General features: G+C 45.4%; 15 protein-coding genes. 4 read left to right on the top strand and 11 right to left on the bottom strand.

The window, feature by feature from the left end; genetic code table 11:
• Window positions 1-55: 55 nt before the first annotated feature.
• The 9 genes from AYW75_RS03945 to AYW75_RS03905 all read right to left on the bottom strand — a co-directional run bounded on the left by AYW75_RS03945 (window position 56) and on the right by AYW75_RS03905 (window position 11,662).
• A complete protein-coding gene (locus AYW75_RS03945; protein ID WP_067095689.1) occupies window positions 56-1,681 on the bottom strand; it encodes an electron transfer flavoprotein-ubiquinone oxidoreductase in 1,626 nt (541 codons plus the stop codon).
• 25 nt (window positions 1,682-1,706) lie between these two features.
• Window positions 1,707-2,636 (bottom strand): electron transfer flavoprotein subunit alpha/FixB family protein, encoded by a 930-nt coding sequence (locus AYW75_RS03940; protein WP_067095686.1) that lies wholly within the window; start codon window positions 2,634-2,636, stop codon window positions 1,707-1,709.
• On the bottom strand, window positions 2,637-3,386 hold the full coding sequence (locus AYW75_RS03935) for an electron transfer flavoprotein subunit beta/FixA family protein (RefSeq protein ID WP_067095683.1): 750 nt from the start codon (window positions 3,384-3,386) through the stop codon (window positions 2,637-2,639).
• 88 nt (window positions 3,387-3,474) lie between these two features.
• A complete protein-coding gene (locus AYW75_RS03930; protein ID WP_067095680.1) occupies window positions 3,475-5,325 on the bottom strand; it encodes a feruloyl-CoA synthase in 1,851 nt (616 codons plus the stop codon).
• A gap of 65 nt (window positions 5,326-5,390) precedes the next feature.
• A complete protein-coding gene (locus AYW75_RS03925; RefSeq protein ID WP_197478894.1) occupies window positions 5,391-7,139 on the bottom strand; it encodes an acyl-CoA dehydrogenase in 1,749 nt (582 codons plus the stop codon).
• Window positions 7,140-7,149: 10 nt separating this feature from the next.
• Window positions 7,150-7,917 (bottom strand): 3-hydroxyacyl-CoA dehydrogenase, encoded by a 768-nt coding sequence (locus AYW75_RS03920; RefSeq protein WP_067095677.1) that lies wholly within the window; start codon window positions 7,915-7,917, stop codon window positions 7,150-7,152.
• Between the two features lie 16 nt (window positions 7,918-7,933).
• Window positions 7,934-8,698, bottom strand: a complete 765-nt coding sequence (locus AYW75_RS03915; RefSeq protein ID WP_067095674.1) for a crotonase/enoyl-CoA hydratase family protein — start codon at window positions 8,696-8,698, stop codon at window positions 7,934-7,936.
• Window positions 8,699-8,869: 171 nt separating this feature from the next.
• Complete coding sequence (locus AYW75_RS03910) at window positions 8,870-10,078, bottom strand: thiolase family protein (protein WP_067095671.1); 1,209 nt, start codon at window positions 10,076-10,078, stop codon at window positions 8,870-8,872.
• Window positions 10,079-10,096: 18 nt separating this feature from the next.
• Complete coding sequence (locus tag AYW75_RS03905) at window positions 10,097-11,662, bottom strand: acyl CoA:acetate/3-ketoacid CoA transferase (RefSeq protein WP_067095669.1); 1,566 nt, start codon at window positions 11,660-11,662, stop codon at window positions 10,097-10,099.
• A gap of 304 nt (window positions 11,663-11,966) precedes the next feature.
• Between AYW75_RS03905 and AYW75_RS03900 the strand changes: the two genes are divergently transcribed.
• The 4 genes from AYW75_RS03900 (at window position 11,967) to AYW75_RS03885 (ending at window position 15,456) form a co-directional block, all read left to right on the top strand.
• Window positions 11,967-13,001, top strand: coding sequence for a TRAP transporter substrate-binding protein (locus tag AYW75_RS03900; protein WP_067095666.1), 1,035 nt, complete (start codon window positions 11,967-11,969; stop codon window positions 12,999-13,001).
• Between the two features lie 19 nt (window positions 13,002-13,020).
• Window positions 13,021-13,524 (top strand): TRAP transporter small permease, encoded by a 504-nt coding sequence (locus AYW75_RS03895; protein ID WP_067095663.1) that lies wholly within the window; start codon window positions 13,021-13,023, stop codon window positions 13,522-13,524.
• Entirely contained in the window at window positions 13,517-14,836 is a 1,320-nt protein-coding gene (locus AYW75_RS03890; protein ID WP_067095660.1) for a TRAP transporter large permease, read from the top strand. The genes AYW75_RS03895 and AYW75_RS03890 overlap by 8 nt, the downstream gene beginning before the upstream one ends.
• A gap of 155 nt (window positions 14,837-14,991) precedes the next feature.
• Window positions 14,992-15,456: a MarR family winged helix-turn-helix transcriptional regulator gene (locus tag AYW75_RS03885; RefSeq protein WP_067095657.1), complete on the top strand. Its 465-nt coding sequence runs from the start codon at window positions 14,992-14,994 to the stop codon at window positions 15,454-15,456.
• Window positions 15,457-15,538: 82 nt separating this feature from the next.
• Here AYW75_RS03885 and AYW75_RS03880 read toward each other — a convergent pair whose 3' ends face one another.
• On the bottom strand, window positions 15,539-16,918 hold the full coding sequence (locus AYW75_RS03880; protein ID WP_067095654.1) for an L-serine ammonia-lyase: 1,380 nt from the start codon (window positions 16,916-16,918) through the stop codon (window positions 15,539-15,541).
• Between the two features lie 162 nt (window positions 16,919-17,080).
• Window positions 17,081-17,947: a formyltetrahydrofolate deformylase gene (gene purU, locus AYW75_RS03875; RefSeq protein ID WP_067032022.1), complete on the bottom strand. Its 867-nt coding sequence runs from the start codon at window positions 17,945-17,947 to the stop codon at window positions 17,081-17,083.
• Window positions 17,948-17,987: the final 40 nt, after the last annotated feature.

The following is a 17,987-nucleotide window of genomic DNA, read 5'->3' as shown; positions in this document are numbered from 1 at the left end:
CCGCTGTGTATTAGCACAGCGGGGCTTGATATAAGAAGCGAGGAATAATTCTGTATTACATGTTTGGGTAATTTGGTCCGCCTGTACCTTCTGGCGTGACCCAAGTAATGTTCTGCGCTGGGTCTTTGATATCACAAGTTTTACAGTGTAAACAGTTCTGTGCATTGATTTGAAATGTTGGGCCAGACGCTTGTTCGACTACCTCATACACACCTGCAGGACAATAACGTTGAGCAGGTTCTGCAAATTGACTTAAATTGCTGCCCGTCGGAATACTGTCATCCGCTAAAGTAAGATGACAAGGCTGATCTTCTTCATGGTTTGTGTTCGATAGGAAGACCGAAGACAAGCGATCAAAGCTCAACTTGCCATCTGGTTTCGGGTAGTCAATTTTCTTCGCTTGCGCTATCGTCTGCATTTGTGCGTGATCAACCGATGTATCATGTAGGGTAATCGGCATCTTGCCCCCTAAGATATTCTGATCGACGTAGTTAAACGCGCCACCCAAAACCGTACCAAATTTATGCATAGCAGGTGCAAAGTTACGCGTGCTGTACAACTCTTGCTTCAACCAAGACTGATCAAAGGCATCACTAAAGGTTTTACCTAAAGATAGACTGTCATCAGCCAGTACTTGGCTAATTGCCTCAGCCGCTAACATGCCAGATTTCATCGCCGTATGGGTGCCTTTGATTTTTGCTACGTTCAGTGTTCCTGCATCACAGCCCACTAACATCGCGCCAGGCATGGTCATGGTTGGCAGGGCATTCCAGCCTCCTTTTGTGATCGCACGGGCGCCGTAAGACACACGTTCGCCACCCTCAAGGTATTGTTTGAATAACGGATGATGCTTCAACCGCTGAAACTCTTCATATGGACTAAGCCAAGGGTTGCGGTAGTTTAGATCAACGATTAACCCCGCTACGACTTGATTGTTGTCGGTGTGATATAAGAAGAAGCCGCCACTGGCATCTTCAAGAGGCCAACCTGCCCCATGCACTACCAGACCCGGTTGATGTTTTGCAGGATCAATCTGCCATAACTCTTTAATACCTAGTGCGTAATGCTGAGGATCCGCATTCGTGTCCAGAGAAAACTTTTGAATCAGTTGTTTGCCTAAGTGACCACGACAGCCTTCTGAAAACACTGTAAACGTGGCATGTAATTCCATGCCTTCCATGTAAGTCGACAGTTGTTCGCCACTGGCAGAAATCCCCATATCACCCGTCGCGACACCTTTCACACGGCCGTCTTCGTGATACAAAATTTCGGCTGCAGCAAAGCCAGGAAAGATTTCCACCCCTAACCCTTCCGCTTGTTCCGCTAACCAGCGACTCAAATTGCCCACACTGACGATGTAGTTACCGTCATTCTTCATAGAATTAGGCACTAATGCATGGGGAATTTCTTTACTCACTTCACCATTTTTTAAGACGTAGACTTCGTCTTTAGTAACCGGCGTGTTTAGAGGAGCGCCCAGATCCTGCCAATTCTCAAACAATTCATTTAAGGCTCGGGGCTCAAGCACGGCACCGGATAGGATATGCGCACCGACCTCAGAGCCTTTTTCTAATACACAGACGTTTAACTCAGTATTAAGCTGTTTTAAACGAATGGCAGTAGAAAGACCTGAAGGACCAGCTCCAACGATGACTACATCAAATTCCATCGATTCACGCATAACTGCACTCCTCTTATTGTTATCGTTATAGTTTTTCAGTCATTTCAGGGAGAACCTCGAACAAGTCTCCCACTAAGCCGTAATCAGCCACTTGGAAGATAGGCGCGTCTTCATCTTTGTTAACCGCAACAATGACTTTAGAGTCTTTCATGCCCGCCAAATGCTGAATGGCACCCGAGATGCCAAATGCCATGTACAGGCTCGGCGCGACAATTTTACCGGTTTGACCCACTTGCAGATCGTTAGCCACAAAACCAGAATCGACGGCTGCTCGTGATGCCCCAACCGCTGCACCTAACTTATCCGCTAGGGCTTCAACCAAAGCAAAGTTTTCGGCGCTGCCCACACCCCGACCACCAGATACAATGCGTTCTGCTGCCGTTAGTTCAGGTCGTTCAGATTTAGACAACTCATCATTAACCCAAGCTGTGTGGCTGTTTGCTTCCGGTGCAGAAATGGATTCAACCGTAGCTGAACCACCCGTTGTTGCTACTTTATCAAACGCTGCGGCACGTACCGTAATGACTTTCGTTGCATCTTTCGATGTTACCGTCGCAATCGCATTACCCGCATAAATTGGGCGTTGAAACTGATCGCCACTTAATACCGCAGTAATATCCGACAGCTGACCAACATCCAACAAAGCCGCCACGCGAGGCATAGTGTCTTTGCTCACAGAATTAGCCGGCGCCATGATGTGTGAATAATCACTTGCCATGGACATAACCAACTCGCTTAGGTTTTCAGCTAAGTCATGGGCTAAACTATCGCCCTCTGCCAACAAGACTTTACTCACGCCTGCGCATTGCGCCACCGCATCAGCCACGGCTTTAACGTCGGCGCCAGCGACTAGAACCGTTACATCAGAACCGATCTGTTGTGCGGCGGTTAAAGCGCTCAAGGTTGCAGGCGCTAATTCTGTACCATTATGTTCTGCAATCAATAGAGTAGCCATTTAGATCACCTTCGCTTCATCTTTCAGTTTCTGGATAAGCTCATCAACCGAGCCGACTTTCACGCCGCCTTGGCGCGCTGCGGGGGCCTCCACTTTATCAAGCTGAATATGTTGCTTCACTTCGATACCAAGATCTGCAAAAGAGGTATTATCCTGTGGTTTACGCTTCGCTTTCATAATGTCTGGAAGCTTGGCAAAACGAGGTTCATTTAAACGCAGATCCGTTGTCACAATCGCCGGCAGTGCCAATTTAACCGTACGCAAGCCGCCATCGATTTCACGTGTAACCGATACACTGTCGCCATCAACGGTTACATTTGAGGCAAATGTGCCCTGCGGACGTTTCGTCAATGCCGCCAACATCTGGCCAACTTGGTTATTGTCTGAATCAATAGACTGCTTACCTAAGATCACTAGGCCTGCCTCTTCTTGCGCCATAATTTTGGCGAAAGCTTTGGCCACATTCAGGGGTTCAACAGTCCCTTCGGCTTCCACCAAAATAGCGCGATCCGCACCTAGCGCCATCGCTGTGCGCAATTGCTCTTGGCTAGCACTAGAACCTACGCTTACTGCAATCACTTCTGTGGCAATACCCGCTTCTTTCAGACGAATGGCTTCTTCAACTGCGATTTCACAAAATGGGTTGATCGCCATTTTGGTATTGCTTAAATCCACATCTGTGTTGTCAGACTTTACGCGTACTTTTACGTTGTAATCTATTACGCGCTTAACACCGACTAATATTTTCATAATCGTCACCTAAAGATACTTTTTCTTATAACAATAAACGCCAATCACCCCTTTAGAGTCGCTTCAAGGCTGGCTTTCTTCAATAACATTAAACGCTAATTACACTGACAGATTTAGGCTCTTGATATAATTCGTTAACTTGATCTGCTCGATGGTCTTGAACATTACGCTGATTCAACGAGCCTTTATCGGTTACTTCATGAGCATCAATACAAGGTGCTTCATGCTGCAACAGAACTCTACTCACGACAGTAGAGCCGCCTGTACCCTGTGCAAAAAAGGTTTTTAACTTTTCTTCAAATGCCGCTCGAACGGTTGGGTGCTCAATCAGCTGTTTAGGCGTTAATTCTGTACCATTATCGACCAAGGCTTGGCAGCACGCGAAATCTGGAAATACCAACCCAGTGATGTAAGAACGATTCATTCCACATAACACCACGTCTTGAACTAAGGGAGCAAAAGCACTGATAAATTTTGCTCGTAACGTCCCAGCACTCACCCATGTGCCACTGTCCAATTTAAAATCTTCTGATACACGTCCGTCAAAACGAAAACCTCGATTTGGCTGTGCTTCATCTAAATAAGCGATCGCATCCCCTAAACAATAATAGCCTTCTTCATCAAAAGATCTTGCGGTTAATTCCGGCTGACGCCAGTAACCCGGCATCACCGTCACCGCTTTAACTCTGGCTTCCAGCTTACCTTCGTTGGGGACTAACTTAAGCGTAACGCCTGGCGCTGGTACTCCAATAACGCCAGAGGCACTCTCTTTAATCGAAGCAAACGTTACAGAAGGTGCCGTTTCTGTTGCCCCAAGGCCGGTCAAAATAGGAACCTTTTTACCCGTGTATTTAATCGCTAATGCGTCAATGTCATCCCAAATATGTTGTGCCATACCTGCGGCGGCAAAAAACATAAACTGCAAACGAGAGAAAAACTTGCGTGCTAATTCATCGTCTTGTTGCAACTTTTTCACCAACAATTCAAAGCCTTTAGGCACATTGAAATAAACGGTGGGGGCTACTTCAGCAAGATTATTTAAGGTTTTATGGAAATGTGCTTCGGTTGGTTTACCATCATCGAGATAGAAGGATCCACCATTGTACAAAGCAATGCTGACGTTATGATTTCCACCAAAGGTGTGATTCCACGGTAGCCAGTCGACCATTACAGGTGGCTCGTCGGCTAAAAAGGCCATAGTGTCACGGATCATAACGGCATTGGCACACAGCATACGATGTGTGTTCATGACACCTTTAGGCATACCTGTTGTGCCTGAAGTAAAGAGGATTTTGGCCACAGTATCGCCGCTCACTACAGCATTACGCTCTTCAATCGCAGGACTCAATGGATGCTGCCAGAATTGGGCAAAAGAGACTGTCGGATTACTGACCAGTTGTGGCGTTGTATCGCCATACATTACCGCCACTGGCACGTCATTATCAGACACTGCCTTAATCGCTTTTTCGTATGGTGCTAATTTATCCACAACGATCAAGCCTGGGGTTAATAGGTCAATCACATGTTTAAGCTTGGTGTAATCGGTAGCAACCACTGAATACGCTGGCGATATCGGCGAATGAGGCACACCAATATAGTAACCAGCCATAGCAAGCATCAAGTGCTCAAGGCTGTTGCCAGATAAAAAGGCAATCGGACGCTCTGGAGACACATTCTGCTCTACAAGCCACGATGCAAGCTGACGGACTTTTTCTAAGGCTTCAGCATAAGTATATCGATCCCATTTGTTTTCATCATCGCGCTGCGCAACAAAAACAACATCTGGCGTACGCTCAGCCCAATACACTAAACGGTCAGTTAAACAACGTGCGTATTCTGCAAGCTCCGTTTGACAACTTATGATTTGTTCACCGTTATCACGTTTCTCGATCGCAACAGAGTGACTCACCACCTTGATCGGATGGAATTCGCTGGTCATTTTATTCTCCTGAGACTTGTTATTTTTATAGGTTCAAAGAAGGCTTACACCTTTTGTATTAGATGCTAAAACAGATAAGCACCTACTCCATTTTGTTCTTGGCTTACGGTTGTTAGAGCCGCTTGCGCAAGCGGTAATTGATAAACACTATAGAAATCAGCTAAGGCAATCACATTACCAAAGAAATCATTATCTTGAGCATGATTTAGGTGTGCTTGCTGTTCCAAACGAGCCAATTGCCATGCACAGCAAATACCGCCCATAGCGTTTAAAAATGGTACCGAGACGGCGTCTAATTTAGCCGTATCCGCATTCGGGTTGAGCAATATTCTGTCAACAACGTCTGCCAACTGATCTACTGCTACAGCCAAACGTTGATAGGGCTTACTTTGTGACGCGGCGCAGATGTCATCACGCATATCCGTTAATAGCTGGCTAATAGCGACACCTTGGTCCATTCGAATTTTTCGGTGCACTAAGTCTTTTGCCTGAACCCCGGTGGTTCCTTCGTAAATCGTTGTAATCCGAGCATCGCGCATTACCTGAGCAATACCCGTTTCTTCTACAAACCCCATACCACCAAAAATTTGGATCGCCGTGCCCGCCATAACATTCGCTTGTTCAGTTGCAAAGCCTTTAAAGATCGGGGTCAATAAAGCAATTCGACTTTCAGCCATCCGCACACGCTCTGAATCTTGTGACAGCTCAGATACATCAAGCAAAGCGGCAATTTGATAGCCTAAAGCACGTAAACCAAATGTTTCCGAGCGAATATTAAGCAACATACGCTGCACATCTGGGTGCTCTACAATTGCCACACGCTTCCCGCCTACTCCGGCACCTTGCACTCGTTCTTGGGCATATTGTAGAGCTTTCTGATACGCAAGCTCTCCTAATGCCACACCTTGTAGACCACAACTTAAGCGAGCTTCGTTCATGAGCACAAACATGGCCATTAGACCTTGATTGAGTTCACCTATAAGTTCACCTACACAAGCGTCATTATCACCGTAACTAATGGAACACGTCGGGCTACCGTGAAGACCCGTTTTATGTTCAATACCGGTACAATGAACATCATTAAATTCGCCACAGACGCCCTCATCGTTGACACGGTATTTCGGTACCGCAAACAATGAAATCCCTCGGCTGCCAGCAGGTGCATCCGGTGTACGCGCCAACACAAGATGAACAATATTGTCCGCCATATCGTGTTCGCCGTAGGTAATGTAAATTTTTTGACCTTTGATTTGGTAAGTACCGTCAGCTTGAGGAACGGCTTTCGTCGTTAACGCGCCTAAGTCGGAGCCTGCATTCGGCTCAGTCAAAGACATGGCTACGGTCCACTCACCTGTTACGATTTGAGTTAAATAGCGTGCTTTTATATCGTCTGATGCAAACTTTAATAGAATTTCAGAGCCACCTTGCGCCAAGGCTGCAAACATAACAAACGCTAAGTTACTAGACAGCCACATTTCGTTAACAGGTTGGGCAATGTATTTTGGTAAGCCTTGGCCACCAAACGCTTCAGGAAGCGCTAAACCAATCCAGCCCGAGTCTCGAAACTGAGCATACGCTTCTTTCCAACCGTTTGGGGTTGTGACCTGTCCATTTTCAAATTGACAGCCTTGCGTATCTCCAACTGTGTTTAATGGTGCCAAAACATTACTGGCAAATTTATTAGCTTCATCAATGATGGCATTGGCTAAATCCAGATCGAAGTCTTGCAATGAATTTAACTCAGCTAAATGCTGCGACTGATATGCTTGTTCAACTAACCATTGCATGTCTTTGTATGGGGCTTGGTAGCTCATCGTGCCTCTCCTACTTCGCTGCCATACGAATCGCGCCATCCAAGCGAATGACTTCACCGTTTAGCATCGAGTTCTCAATGATTTGCTGAACCAGTTGTGCAAATTCATCTGGGTCGCCTAGGCGTGGAGGGAAAGGTACTGCAGCACCTAACGATTGTTGAACTTCTTCGGGTAGCACGTCCATCATCGGTGTTTTAAAGATACCCGGTGCAATGGTCATAACGCGGATACCAAAACGCGCAAGCTCTCGTGCAATCGGAAGCGTCATCGCTGTAACACCACCTTTTGATGCAGCATAGGCAGCTTGACCAATTTGGCCATCAAATGCGGCGACTGAGGCCGTATTAATGATAACGCCACGCTCTAAGTTAGGCTGTTGTTCATTATTCTGCATTTTGTCAGCAGCTAGGCGAATCATATTAAATGTACCCAGCAAGTTAACTTTTAGTGCACGTTCAAAACCTGCTAGGGAATGCGGCCCTTCACGGCCCACAACCCGTTCAGCGCCTGGAATACCAGCACAGTTAATCAGACCACTGATCTCACCAAACGCTTCAACCGCTTGATCAATCGAAGCTTGGACAGAGGCTTCATCAGAAATATCCGTCACAGCAAATTGCACACGCTCCCCTAAGCTCTTTGCGACACGCTTAAGTCCCTCTTCATTTAGGTCTGCAAGTGAAACGCTCGCGCCTAGACGGTGTAATCGACGAGCAACAGCTTCACCAATACCTGACGCAGAACCTGTCACAACAAAATGACGACCTTGAATATCCATAGTACCCTCCGATGAATTATTGGCTTTTCTTACGATTCAAAAATGACTCGATTCGCGCTTTGACTTCTTCGCTGGTTTGAGTGATGCCACAAATCAGTGATTCGGTGTAAAGACCATCGTCAGCTGACATGCTGTCGATGCGGTTAAGACCAGTGGTCATGGCCCAGTTAGAGTATTTTGAGTTTTTCGCAATGCTGGCCGCTAGCTCCATCGCTTTATCCAAAGAGGTACCATTTTCAACAACATAATGACCGAGACCAATACGGTAACCTTCCTCAGCATCTACATCACGACCGGTTAACATCATCTCAGTCATTCGGCTGGCACCAATTACACGCGCCACATTAACCGATGCTCCACCTCCCACAAAGATGCCATGACGACCTTCAGGTAAACGGAAGTACGTGCCTTTTTCCGTTACACGAACATGGGCACAAATGGCCAATTCAAGACCACCCCCAATCACTGCACCTTGCATAGCGGCCACAACAGGAATACCTGAGTTTTGAATGTGTCCGAACACTCGATGCCACATATTGGAATGCTTAACCACTTCAAACGGTTCGCGAGCTTTATGTTCGCTTAGATCTAAGCCCGCACAGAACTCAGGGCCGGCGCCGGAAAAGACAATGACATTAACGTCATCAGAAAGGTTAATGAACACATGCTCGATCTCTAAACATAGAGAATCGTTGATAGCGTTTTTCTTGGCTGGTCGATTCAATCGAAGATGGCCGATGCCATTGTCTACTGAAAATTCGATAAATTGATAAGGTGTCATTCGCTTACCTCTATGTTGTTATGTTTATGGGCTGAGGTGACTTACAAGTAGTTTCACACTATTTAAAAATATAATAGTTGTATTGCTAAACAAATGTCAAATACAACTATTTAAATTATTTACAAAAAAAAGCCACACTAAAGTGCGGCCAAACTGGAGACGGAATATAACCTAGCGATCCGATACTCGAATCACGGTTGCCATACCTGTATCACCCGCTGCACAGCCTGTAAACAAGCCGTAGCCTCCACCACGTAGAGTAAGCTCTTCAATCATTTCAATCATGGCACGCAAACCCGTCGGCCCCTGGGGATGCCCCCAGATCAACGAACAACCGTAGTTGTTCATACTCATCACATCGATGTCCAAGGCTTTAGCTAGCGCTACATCATTCACTGCAAAGGGGTTATGAGTCTTGATCGCATCCACTTGGTCAATGCTAATACCTGCCATTTGCAGAGCACGTTTAGAAGCCTCAATCGGTGCCGCAGGCATGTAACCTAAGTCGTCACGCGCCTGACCAAACCCCAATACTTCGACTTTAATAGTACGATCACTGGACAACTCTTGAGCTTTATCGGTATGACACACAATCATAGCCGCGTTGCCATCAGCTGGATGCGTTTGATTACCAAAGGTAATCACCCCACCTTCTACAACCGGCTTAAGTTTAGCTAAGCCTTCGGCCGTCGTTGGAAAAACACCTTCATCACCGGTAATAACACAAGCTTCTTTCTTAAAATTAGGGGTTGGCACAGACAGCGGCAACGTCATAAAGCGCTTTTGGAACGCCTGCTCATCTTTCAGAGCCTCTTGGTACTGTTCATAACGGCGTAAGGTCACCGCATCAAGTTCTTCACGAGTAATATCAAAACGTTGCGCTACGTTTTCGCCAGTTTGCATCATAGAGTGACCGCCAACACAGTCATTCATCATGTTGTAAACCACTTGATCTTCAGACTGCCCTGAACCACCAATGCCTGTTGGATTAGGGTAGAAAATATGGGGGCCATTCGAGCAACGGTCTGCACTCATCAATAAAGACACATTGGCCATACCGCACATCACTTCAGAAGCAGCAGCAAACAACCCTCGTGCTCCGGTCGCACATACCTGATTCACTGCATGACCTGGCGTATGCACTGCACCAATTTCATACAAAGGCCAAGGGGCGCCATTGAAAGACTGATATTGGTTAATGGTCATACCCAATACACCCGAGTCAAACACCGTTGGATCAATTGAACGTTTTGCTAATTCTTGTTTTGCCACATGCGCGGCAAACTTCATCGAATGCAAGTACTGCAATGAGCCCTGCCATTTTGTGAATGGTGTGCTCCAATAAGCACCGTATGGAATCTCAACATTTTGCATTGTCATTTTAGTCACCCTTTATTGTTATTCTACTGTGCTGGCCATGTAGTCACCCAAACCACCCCATTGCTGTTGGAAAATAGCTTCAGGCATGGTTTTTAAGTCATCAGCAATGATTGGGTTGAAGTCCATCATGCTTAATACATCTTTTTCAAGATCCAGCCCTGGTGCAATTTCTGTTAATACCATGCCTTCTTTGCGTAGTTCTAAAACACAGCGTTCAGTAATAAAGAACACTGGCTTATCGTTTTCACGTGCAAACTCACCACTGAACGTAACGTGATCCACTTGCTCGACAAATTTTCGAGTTCGCCCTTCTTCTAAAACGGTTAACTTGCCACCCTCTAAAGATAATTTAGCGCCATTGACCAAGGTGCCACAGAACACAACCTTTTTAGCCGTTTGCGAAATATTGATAAAACCACCTGGTCCAACCACTTTAGGGCCAAATTTACTGACATTGAGGTTGCCGTTTTGATCGGCTTGGGCCAAACCAAGGAAAGCGATATCCAAACCACCACCGTCGTAAAAATCGAATTGTGCTTCGTGCTCAATGATCGCTTCTGGGTTCCACGCGGCACCGAAATCCCCCCCGGAGGCAGGAATACCGCCATAGGTACCTAATTCAGTTGTCAGCATAAAACGGCTTGCAACATTCTCTTCCGCTGCAATCGATGCCACACCATCAGGCATACCAATGCCGAGGTTCACTATGGCATTGTCATATAGTTCCATGGCCGCACGACGAGCAATGATTTTTCGCTCACCGAACGGAACAGGAGGAATAGCATTTAGAGGAACACGAGCATTACCCGCAAGACCTGGATTGTAATCCGTGGTAATGGTTTGCTTATGTTGTTCAGGTGGTGCAATCGTAATGTAATCGACTAGCACACCCGGCACTTTGACTTCTTTCGGTTTAATGGTTTTCGCTTCGGCTAAGTATTTAACCTGAGCAATGACAATACCGCCGCGGTTCCGTGCTGCTTGCGCCATCGGTAGGATTTCACCGAGCATGGCCTCTTCTTCAACCGATAAATTGCCGTTTTCATCTCCAGTCGTAGCTCGAATCACCACAACATCTAACGGAAAAGTTTTGTACAGCAGCCAATCTTCGCCCTCAATATCGATGCGTTTAACAAGGTCTTCTTTGGCTTTAGAGGTAACTTTACCGCCACTAATTAGAGGGTCTACATACGTGCCCATACCCACTTTTGTAATCACACCCGGTTTATTGCCTGCAATTTGACGCCACATAGTTGTTAAGACACCTTGTGGTAATAGATAACCTTCAATTTTGTCTTCAACAATCATGCCTGCCATGCGTGGGGCCTGTCCGGTATGACCCGAAATCAGTCGCTTAACTAAACCATCGTGAGCAAGATGAGACATACCTGCGTCTTTGCCATCGCCACAACCACAGTCATGGATCAGGGTTAAGTTTTTTGGGTAGCCCGTCTCTAAAAAACGCTTTTCTAATTGGCTAGCCACCGCTTCTGCGAAATAAGACATACCTATGGTCGACCAAGCAACCGAGTCGCCATCTTTGATTAGGCTTGCCGCCTGCTCTAGAGATATCACCTTGCTCATGTTTCACCTTCTATTTTTAGCATTGTTCCGGTGTGTAAAAATTTCTGCGGCATAACGCCGACTGCTTTTTGTTGTACTATACAACAGTTATTTTTACAAATAGTTTTGTTTTATATTGATAAGTATTCTACAAATTGAAAGGCAGGTATCTTTTTTTCGGATAGGGGTTGGGAAAATTCTATGAGGCATATTGTTGAAATGCACAACAATATGTGTAAAAAATGTATAAATCGGTATTTGCTACAACACTTAGCCGAAACAAAACCATTAAGACTCGTATAAAAAAAACAATGTGAGGTGGAAAATGAAGTATCTAGGACGCAAAGGTCTAGCCCTAATCGCTGGCACAGTACTTTCCGTAAATGCAATGGCTGAAGCGGAATTTACCCTCAAGCTACACCACATGCTTCCGCCTATGGCGATGGCACATGCTCAATTCTTAGAGCCTTGGGCAGAAAAAATTGAGGCCGAATCTAACGGTCGCATTGATATTGAAATTTACCCAGCTATGCAATTAGGTGGCAAGCCAACACAGCTTTTTGATCAGGTTCGTAAAGGCATTTCAGACATAACTTGGACCGTCACGGGCTATACGCCTGGCCGCTTCCCTAAATCTACTGTTTTTGAACTTCCGTTTATTTCAAGTACAGCCAAAGCAACCAGCTTGGCTTTACAAGATTATGCTCAAACAGAAATGCAAGATGAGATGAAAGATGTACATCTTCTTGCAATGCACACTCACGCTCCAGGATCTCTACACTCGCGCGACAAAGCTATTAAAAAGATTGAAGACATCGAAAGCATGAAAGTTCGTGCACCGAATAAGCTTATGAATAACGCTTTTCGTTCGTTAGGCGCAAACACGACATTCATGCCTGTAACGGAAATGGCCAGTGCTATTTCAAAAGGTGTCTTGGATGTTGCAGTACTGCCATACGAAGTTGTTCTGCCAATGAAAATTTATGAACTTGTTGACCACCATACCGAGTTCAAAGGCGACCACGGTTTGTATACTCAAACTTTTATCTTCGCCATGAACAAGGATGTCTACCAAGACTTACCAGCAGATCTTCAAAAAGTGATCGACGATAACTCAGGTCTTGCACTAGCAGGTCATTTGGGCACACTTTGGGATAACTATGAAGTGGCAGCGCGAGATTATGCGGTAAAAGAAGGCAACAGTTTTGACTACATTGAAGGGGCGGAATACGATCGATGGAAAGAGAAGTTAGAGCCTGTTACCGAGCAATGGGTTGAAGACATGAATGACGACGATTACGACGGTCAACGCTTATTAGACAAAGCTCGTGATCTCGTTAAAAAATACGAAGAAATGTAAGCCGACATAGGTATTTGGCATGACTCAATCTATGACACAAGTTGTATCTAAGGGACTGATGCGCTTATCACAGGCATTTGCCCTTACAGGTGGTCTAATCATGCTGTCGCTAGCGATCATTACGGTCGCTAGCATCCTAGGCAGAACATTCATTGGTCAATCCATTGAAGGGAACTATGAGCTAACTGAGGTTGGTTTAGCGATCTCAGTGTTTCTCTTTTTGCCAGAATGCTATCTAAGGCGGGGGCACGTCATTGTGGATTTATTCACAAGCGGATGCCGCCCTGCCACGATTCGCTTCTTAGACAATGTTGGGCACTTTTTATTCACCTTAGTTTGCGCATTGTTTGCTTATCGCATGATACTGAGCGGTATCGAATCCAAAGACTACTATGAACAGACAATGATTCTCGAGCTACCAATATGGTGGGTATATGTTGTAGGCGTGATCTGTTTTAGCTTGTGCGCACTATGCGGTGCGCTGCAGTTATTTTCACGCAATTCGGGAGAGCACAATGAGTGATATCCAACTGGCATTTTTAATGATGGCTTTGTTACTCGTTTTAATGAGTATTCGCATCCCCATTGCCTTGGCAATGCTTGTTTGCGGCGCCATTGGCTATGCTTCTATTGGCGGAATGCCCGCTTTGATGGAGTACTTAGGAACTGCTTCGGTCGCGAAGTTCTCGACTTATGATCTATCTGTGGTGCCGTTATTTCTATTAATGGGGGAACTGGCCACTCGCTCAGGTATTACCACAGAGCTATTTCGCACCTGTAACACATGGGTTGGGCGACAAAAAGGTGGTATTGCTATGGCAGCTGTCGCTGGCTGCGCAGCATTCGGTGCTATTTGTGGCTCTTCACTCGCCACAGCCTCAACCATGGGTAAAGTAGCTTTACCAGAAATGCGTCGCCTAAACTATTCAGGTAGCCTAGCCGCAGGCGCACTCGCTGCTGGTGGAACGCTGGGGATTTTAATACCACCGTCTATGGTTTTGATAATCTTTGCCGTCTTAACCGAGCAAAACATTTCAAAAATGTTTATGGCAGCGTTTATTCCAGGCTTTCTTGCGGCGGCAGGATACATGCTAACCATCGCAATTTATGTGCGCATGTTTCCTAATACAGGTCCTCGTGGCGAAAAAACAACTTGGGCGCAAAAATTCAAATCTACTGCCAATGTTTGGCACATTACGCTGATCTTCTTGATCGTTTTAGGTGGCATCTATTTGGGTGTTTTCACCCCAACAGAAGCGGCATCAGTAGGTGTTGTGTTAACAGCTATCCTAGCCATTACTCATGGTAAAATGCGCCTAGATGGCTTTATGGCAAGCTTAATTCGAACTGCAATCTCTTCTGCGATGATCTTTTTCATCGTGTTAGGAGCAGATTTGTTTAGCGTGTTCATTGCCCTGTCTAAGCTGCCTGACATAGGTGTCGATGTTCTAACGAATTCCGGATTATCGCCATACACTATTCTAGTGCTCATGCTGGTGACCTATTTGATCATGGGGTGTTTTCTAGACAGTTTGGCAATGATCTTGCTGACGATCCCGATTTACTTCCCAATCATTATGGCAATGGACTTTGGAATTCCGACTGCTGACTTAGGCATCTGGTTCGGTATCATAGCGCTGGTCGTAGTAGAAGTGGGCCTCATAACGCCGCCAGTTGGGATGAACATTTTTATTATCAAGTCATTTGATAATACGTTGCCTCTTAAAGAATGTTTCAAGGGCGTCGTTCCGTTCCTAATTTCAGACTGTGTACGGGTGGCATTACTGGTCATGTTCCCTGGTATTACACTCTGGTTAGTACACGCCATAGCTTAGTTTAAAATCAATAGCAGCTAGTCGATTTAAGGGCTCCTAACTTGGAGCCCTACTGTTAAACTTGATAAAGTCAACAATTGTTATATCTTTCACCAAACTCATGCGTTGGTATACAATATAAGGCTTTAATTTAGACAGCGTTAGGAACCCTACACATGCCAGATCACCAAAAAAAGTCGGATCAAGACATTGATTTTGGAGTATTAGACGAGTTTTTAGGTTATCGCTTACGCCGTGCTCAAATGAATTTTTTCGCTAAGTTCGGTGAAGTGTGTGACGATTTGGGTATTAGCCCAGGGTTATTTGCAGTGCTTGCAATTGTCGACCGTAACCCAGGCCTCACTCAAACAGCTGTCGCACAAGCACTTGGTAACGATCGCTCCGCTATGGTTGCAGCAGTTGACAAGCTCGAAAGCAAAAAAATTCTTGAGCGTCGTCCCGCTGCCAATGATCGTCGCTCTTACGCTCTATTTATGACGGAAGAAGGCACTGCCTTTTTTGCCAATGCTGTCGAACGCGTAAGTTGCTACGAGAACGAAATGGCTAAATGCTTAGACAGTGACAAAGAAAAACAATGGTTGCTTGATATGCTTGAACGTTTGGCTCATAAATCACTTTAATCACTGGATTTCAAGTTTTAGCGGCCATAAAAAAACCCCTCGAGACGGCGTCTCAAGGGGTTTTTTAATCCCTGTCAGAGGATTAGCACTCGATAGCGTTTACCGCTAAACCTCCACGTGAGGTTTCTTTGTATTTGTCTTGCATATCTTTACCTGTATCACGCATCGTGCGGATCACTTTATCCAATGAAATAAAGTGCTCTCCATCGCCACGTAAAGCCATTTGAGTCGCGTTGATCGCTTTCATAGCTGCAATGGCATTACGCTCAATACAAGGTACTTGAACCAAACCGCCTACTGGGTCGCAAGTCAGACCTAGATTATGCTCTAGACCGATTTCCGCCGCGTTTTCAACTTGCTCAGGCGTACCGCCAAGTATTTCACATAGGCCCGCTGCTGCCATCGCGCACGCTGAACCAACTTCTCCCTGACAACCTACTTCTGCACCAGAAATAGACGCATTCTTCTTACACAACGCTCCAATTGCTGCGGCAGCAAGGAAGAAATCAACGATATTTTCTTCAGTCGGATTCGTCATGAATTCCATGTAATACATCAATACAGCCGGGATAATACCTGCCGCACCGTTGGTTGGTGCCGTGACCATACGGCCACCACCAGCATTCTCTTCGTTTACAGCCAATGCATAGAGATTAACCCAGTCCATTGCACTTAACGTTGAGCTGATAATATTTGGATTTGTTGCGCAGATCAAAGACTTATGTAGGCTCATGGCACGGCGGCGCACATTTAAACCGCCAGGTAATTTACCTTCTTTATTAAGTCCATTGGCAATGCAGTCTTTCATCGCCTGCCAGATATCCATTAAACCATCACGCACTTCTTGTTCGGTGCGCCATACTTTTTCATTTTCCATCATCAGCTGACTGATGCTTAAACCATTAGCCTTACAAAGGCTCAAAAGCTCAACGGCATTATTGAAGTCATAAGGAACATCAACTTGTGGGACAACATGCGCAACATGCGTTGCTTCTGTTTCATCAATGACAAAACCGCCACCGATAGAATAATAAGTATTTTGATACAACACGTTTTCAGACGCATCGTACGCAGTAAGACGCATCGCATTTGGGTGGTACGGTAAAACTTCTTCAAGAAGAAGCATATCGCGTTCCCAAATAAAGTCGATCTCATGATTACCGGCTACTACTAGACGGTTACTCGTTTTAAGAGAATCAATACGCTCTAAAACACTCTCTGGATTGATTCGGTTAGGACGCTCACCCATCAATCCCATGATCACTGCATTATCAGTACCGTGACCGATACCTGTTGCACTCAAAGAGCCGTAAAGATCACATACCACTCTAGCAATATCTTGCGTCGCTTTTTTTTCTGACATCACATCAATGAAGTCAGCGGCAGCTGCCATCGGACCAACTGTATGCGAGCTCGAAGGACCAATGCCGATTTTAAATAGGTCAAATACACTGATAGACATAAAGCCTCCAGAAAATTCCAATCTAGGAAGAAGATAGATGTATAAGAATAGCCATAATAAAACGGGATCGAAGTATTTAACTCGACCCCGCTTTAACTATGTACGACATGGTTAAATGGGTATAACCAGAACGGTAAGTAGAGGTAAATTTCTTAAATAATCTTAACGACCAAATACAACCGTGCGCTTACCGTTTAAGAAAACGCGCTTTTCAACATGACACTTGATGGCATTAAACAATGTAACGCGTTCAACGTCTTGCCCTTTTGCGACCAAATCTTCTGGATAATGCGCATGATCCACTGTTTGGATGCCTTGAGAGATAATTGGTCCTTCATCAAGATCGTCATTCACGTAATGAGCCGTTGCACCAACCATTTTCACACCTTTTTCCCAAGCTTGGTGATAAGGACGAGCGCCTTTAAAGCCAGGAAGCAATGAGTGGTGGATATTGATTGCACGACCGTCAAGGTATTGGCACATTTCAGAAGATAGAACTTGCATGTAACGCGCAAGAACAACCAGTTCCGCATCGTACTGTTCGATCAATTCACGGATCTGAGCTTCTTGCTGAGGTTTAGTGTCAGCTGTGATTGGCAAGTGGTAGTAAGGAATGTTATGCCACTGTGCTAGAGACTCAAGATCAGGATGGTTCGAGATGATAACAGGCACTTCAATATTTAGCTGACCTGTACGGTAACGATAAAGTAGATCGTTAAGACAGTGATCGTACTTAGATACCATGATTGCAACACGAGGGCGATGGTTTGGAGGCGTTAGCTCCCATTCCATTTCAAACTGCTTAGAACGAGACGTGAATTCTGCAGTAAACTCATCAGCCGTAAAATCCGCAGATTGAGGGTAAAACTCAACACGAATGAAAAAACGATTGGCTTCGCGATCGTCAAAAGAATGAATTTCATCAATGTAATTACCGGCTTCTGCCATGTAGCCTGTGACTACGTCAACAGTACCAATAACGCTGGGACAGCTAGCGGTGAAAATCCATGGTTTTGTAGTTGCTTTCATAGGAAGTTCTCTTAGGAAAAAAAGGCCGACCTTAAAGGTC

This window comes from Marinomonas atlantica, assembly GCF_001639725.1.
GTDB lineage: Bacteria > Pseudomonadota > Gammaproteobacteria > Pseudomonadales > Marinomonadaceae > Marinomonas > Marinomonas atlantica.
Note: the sequence above shows the minus strand (reverse complement) of the source record. Positions and strands in the feature narration are given on the sequence as shown.

What these genes read in the sequence shown, in the direction of transcription:
- AYW75_RS03880 (WP_067095654.1), bottom strand. Translation starts at nt 16,918, where the DNA reads ATGTCTATCAGTGTATTTGACCTATTTAAAATCGGCATTGGTCCTTCG.
- AYW75_RS03915 (WP_067095674.1), bottom strand. Translation starts at nt 8,698, where the DNA reads ATGACACCTTATCAATTTATCGAATTTTCAGTAGACAATGGCATCGGC.
- AYW75_RS03895 (WP_067095663.1), top strand. Translation starts at nt 13,021, where the DNA reads ATGACTCAATCTATGACACAAGTTGTATCTAAGGGACTGATGCGCTTA.
- AYW75_RS03930 (WP_067095680.1), bottom strand. Translation starts at nt 5,325, where the DNA reads ATGACCAGCGAATTCCATCCGATCAAGGTGGTGAGTCACTCTGTTGCG.
- AYW75_RS03910 (WP_067095671.1), bottom strand. Translation starts at nt 10,078, where the DNA reads ATGACAATGCAAAATGTTGAGATTCCATACGGTGCTTATTGGAGCACA.
- AYW75_RS03925 (WP_197478894.1), bottom strand. Translation starts at nt 7,139, where the DNA reads ATGAGCTACCAAGCCCCATACAAAGACATGCAATGGTTAGTTGAACAA.
- AYW75_RS03900 (WP_067095666.1), top strand. Translation starts at nt 11,967, where the DNA reads ATGAAGTATCTAGGACGCAAAGGTCTAGCCCTAATCGCTGGCACAGTA.
- AYW75_RS03890 (WP_067095660.1), top strand. Translation starts at nt 13,517, where the DNA reads ATGAGTGATATCCAACTGGCATTTTTAATGATGGCTTTGTTACTCGTT.
- AYW75_RS03935 (WP_067095683.1), bottom strand. Translation starts at nt 3,386, where the DNA reads ATGAAAATATTAGTCGGTGTTAAGCGCGTAATAGATTACAACGTAAAA.
- AYW75_RS03945 (WP_067095689.1), bottom strand. Translation starts at nt 1,681, where the DNA reads ATGCGTGAATCGATGGAATTTGATGTAGTCATCGTTGGAGCTGGTCCT.
- purU (WP_067032022.1), bottom strand. Translation starts at nt 17,947, where the DNA reads ATGAAAGCAACTACAAAACCATGGATTTTCACCGCTAGCTGTCCCAGC.
- AYW75_RS03940 (WP_067095686.1), bottom strand. Translation starts at nt 2,636, where the DNA reads ATGGCTACTCTATTGATTGCAGAACATAATGGTACAGAATTAGCGCCT.
- AYW75_RS03885 (WP_067095657.1), top strand. Translation starts at nt 14,992, where the DNA reads ATGCCAGATCACCAAAAAAAGTCGGATCAAGACATTGATTTTGGAGTA.
- AYW75_RS03920 (WP_067095677.1), bottom strand. Translation starts at nt 7,917, where the DNA reads ATGGATATTCAAGGTCGTCATTTTGTTGTGACAGGTTCTGCGTCAGGT.
- AYW75_RS03905 (WP_067095669.1), bottom strand. Translation starts at nt 11,662, where the DNA reads ATGAGCAAGGTGATATCTCTAGAGCAGGCGGCAAGCCTAATCAAAGAT.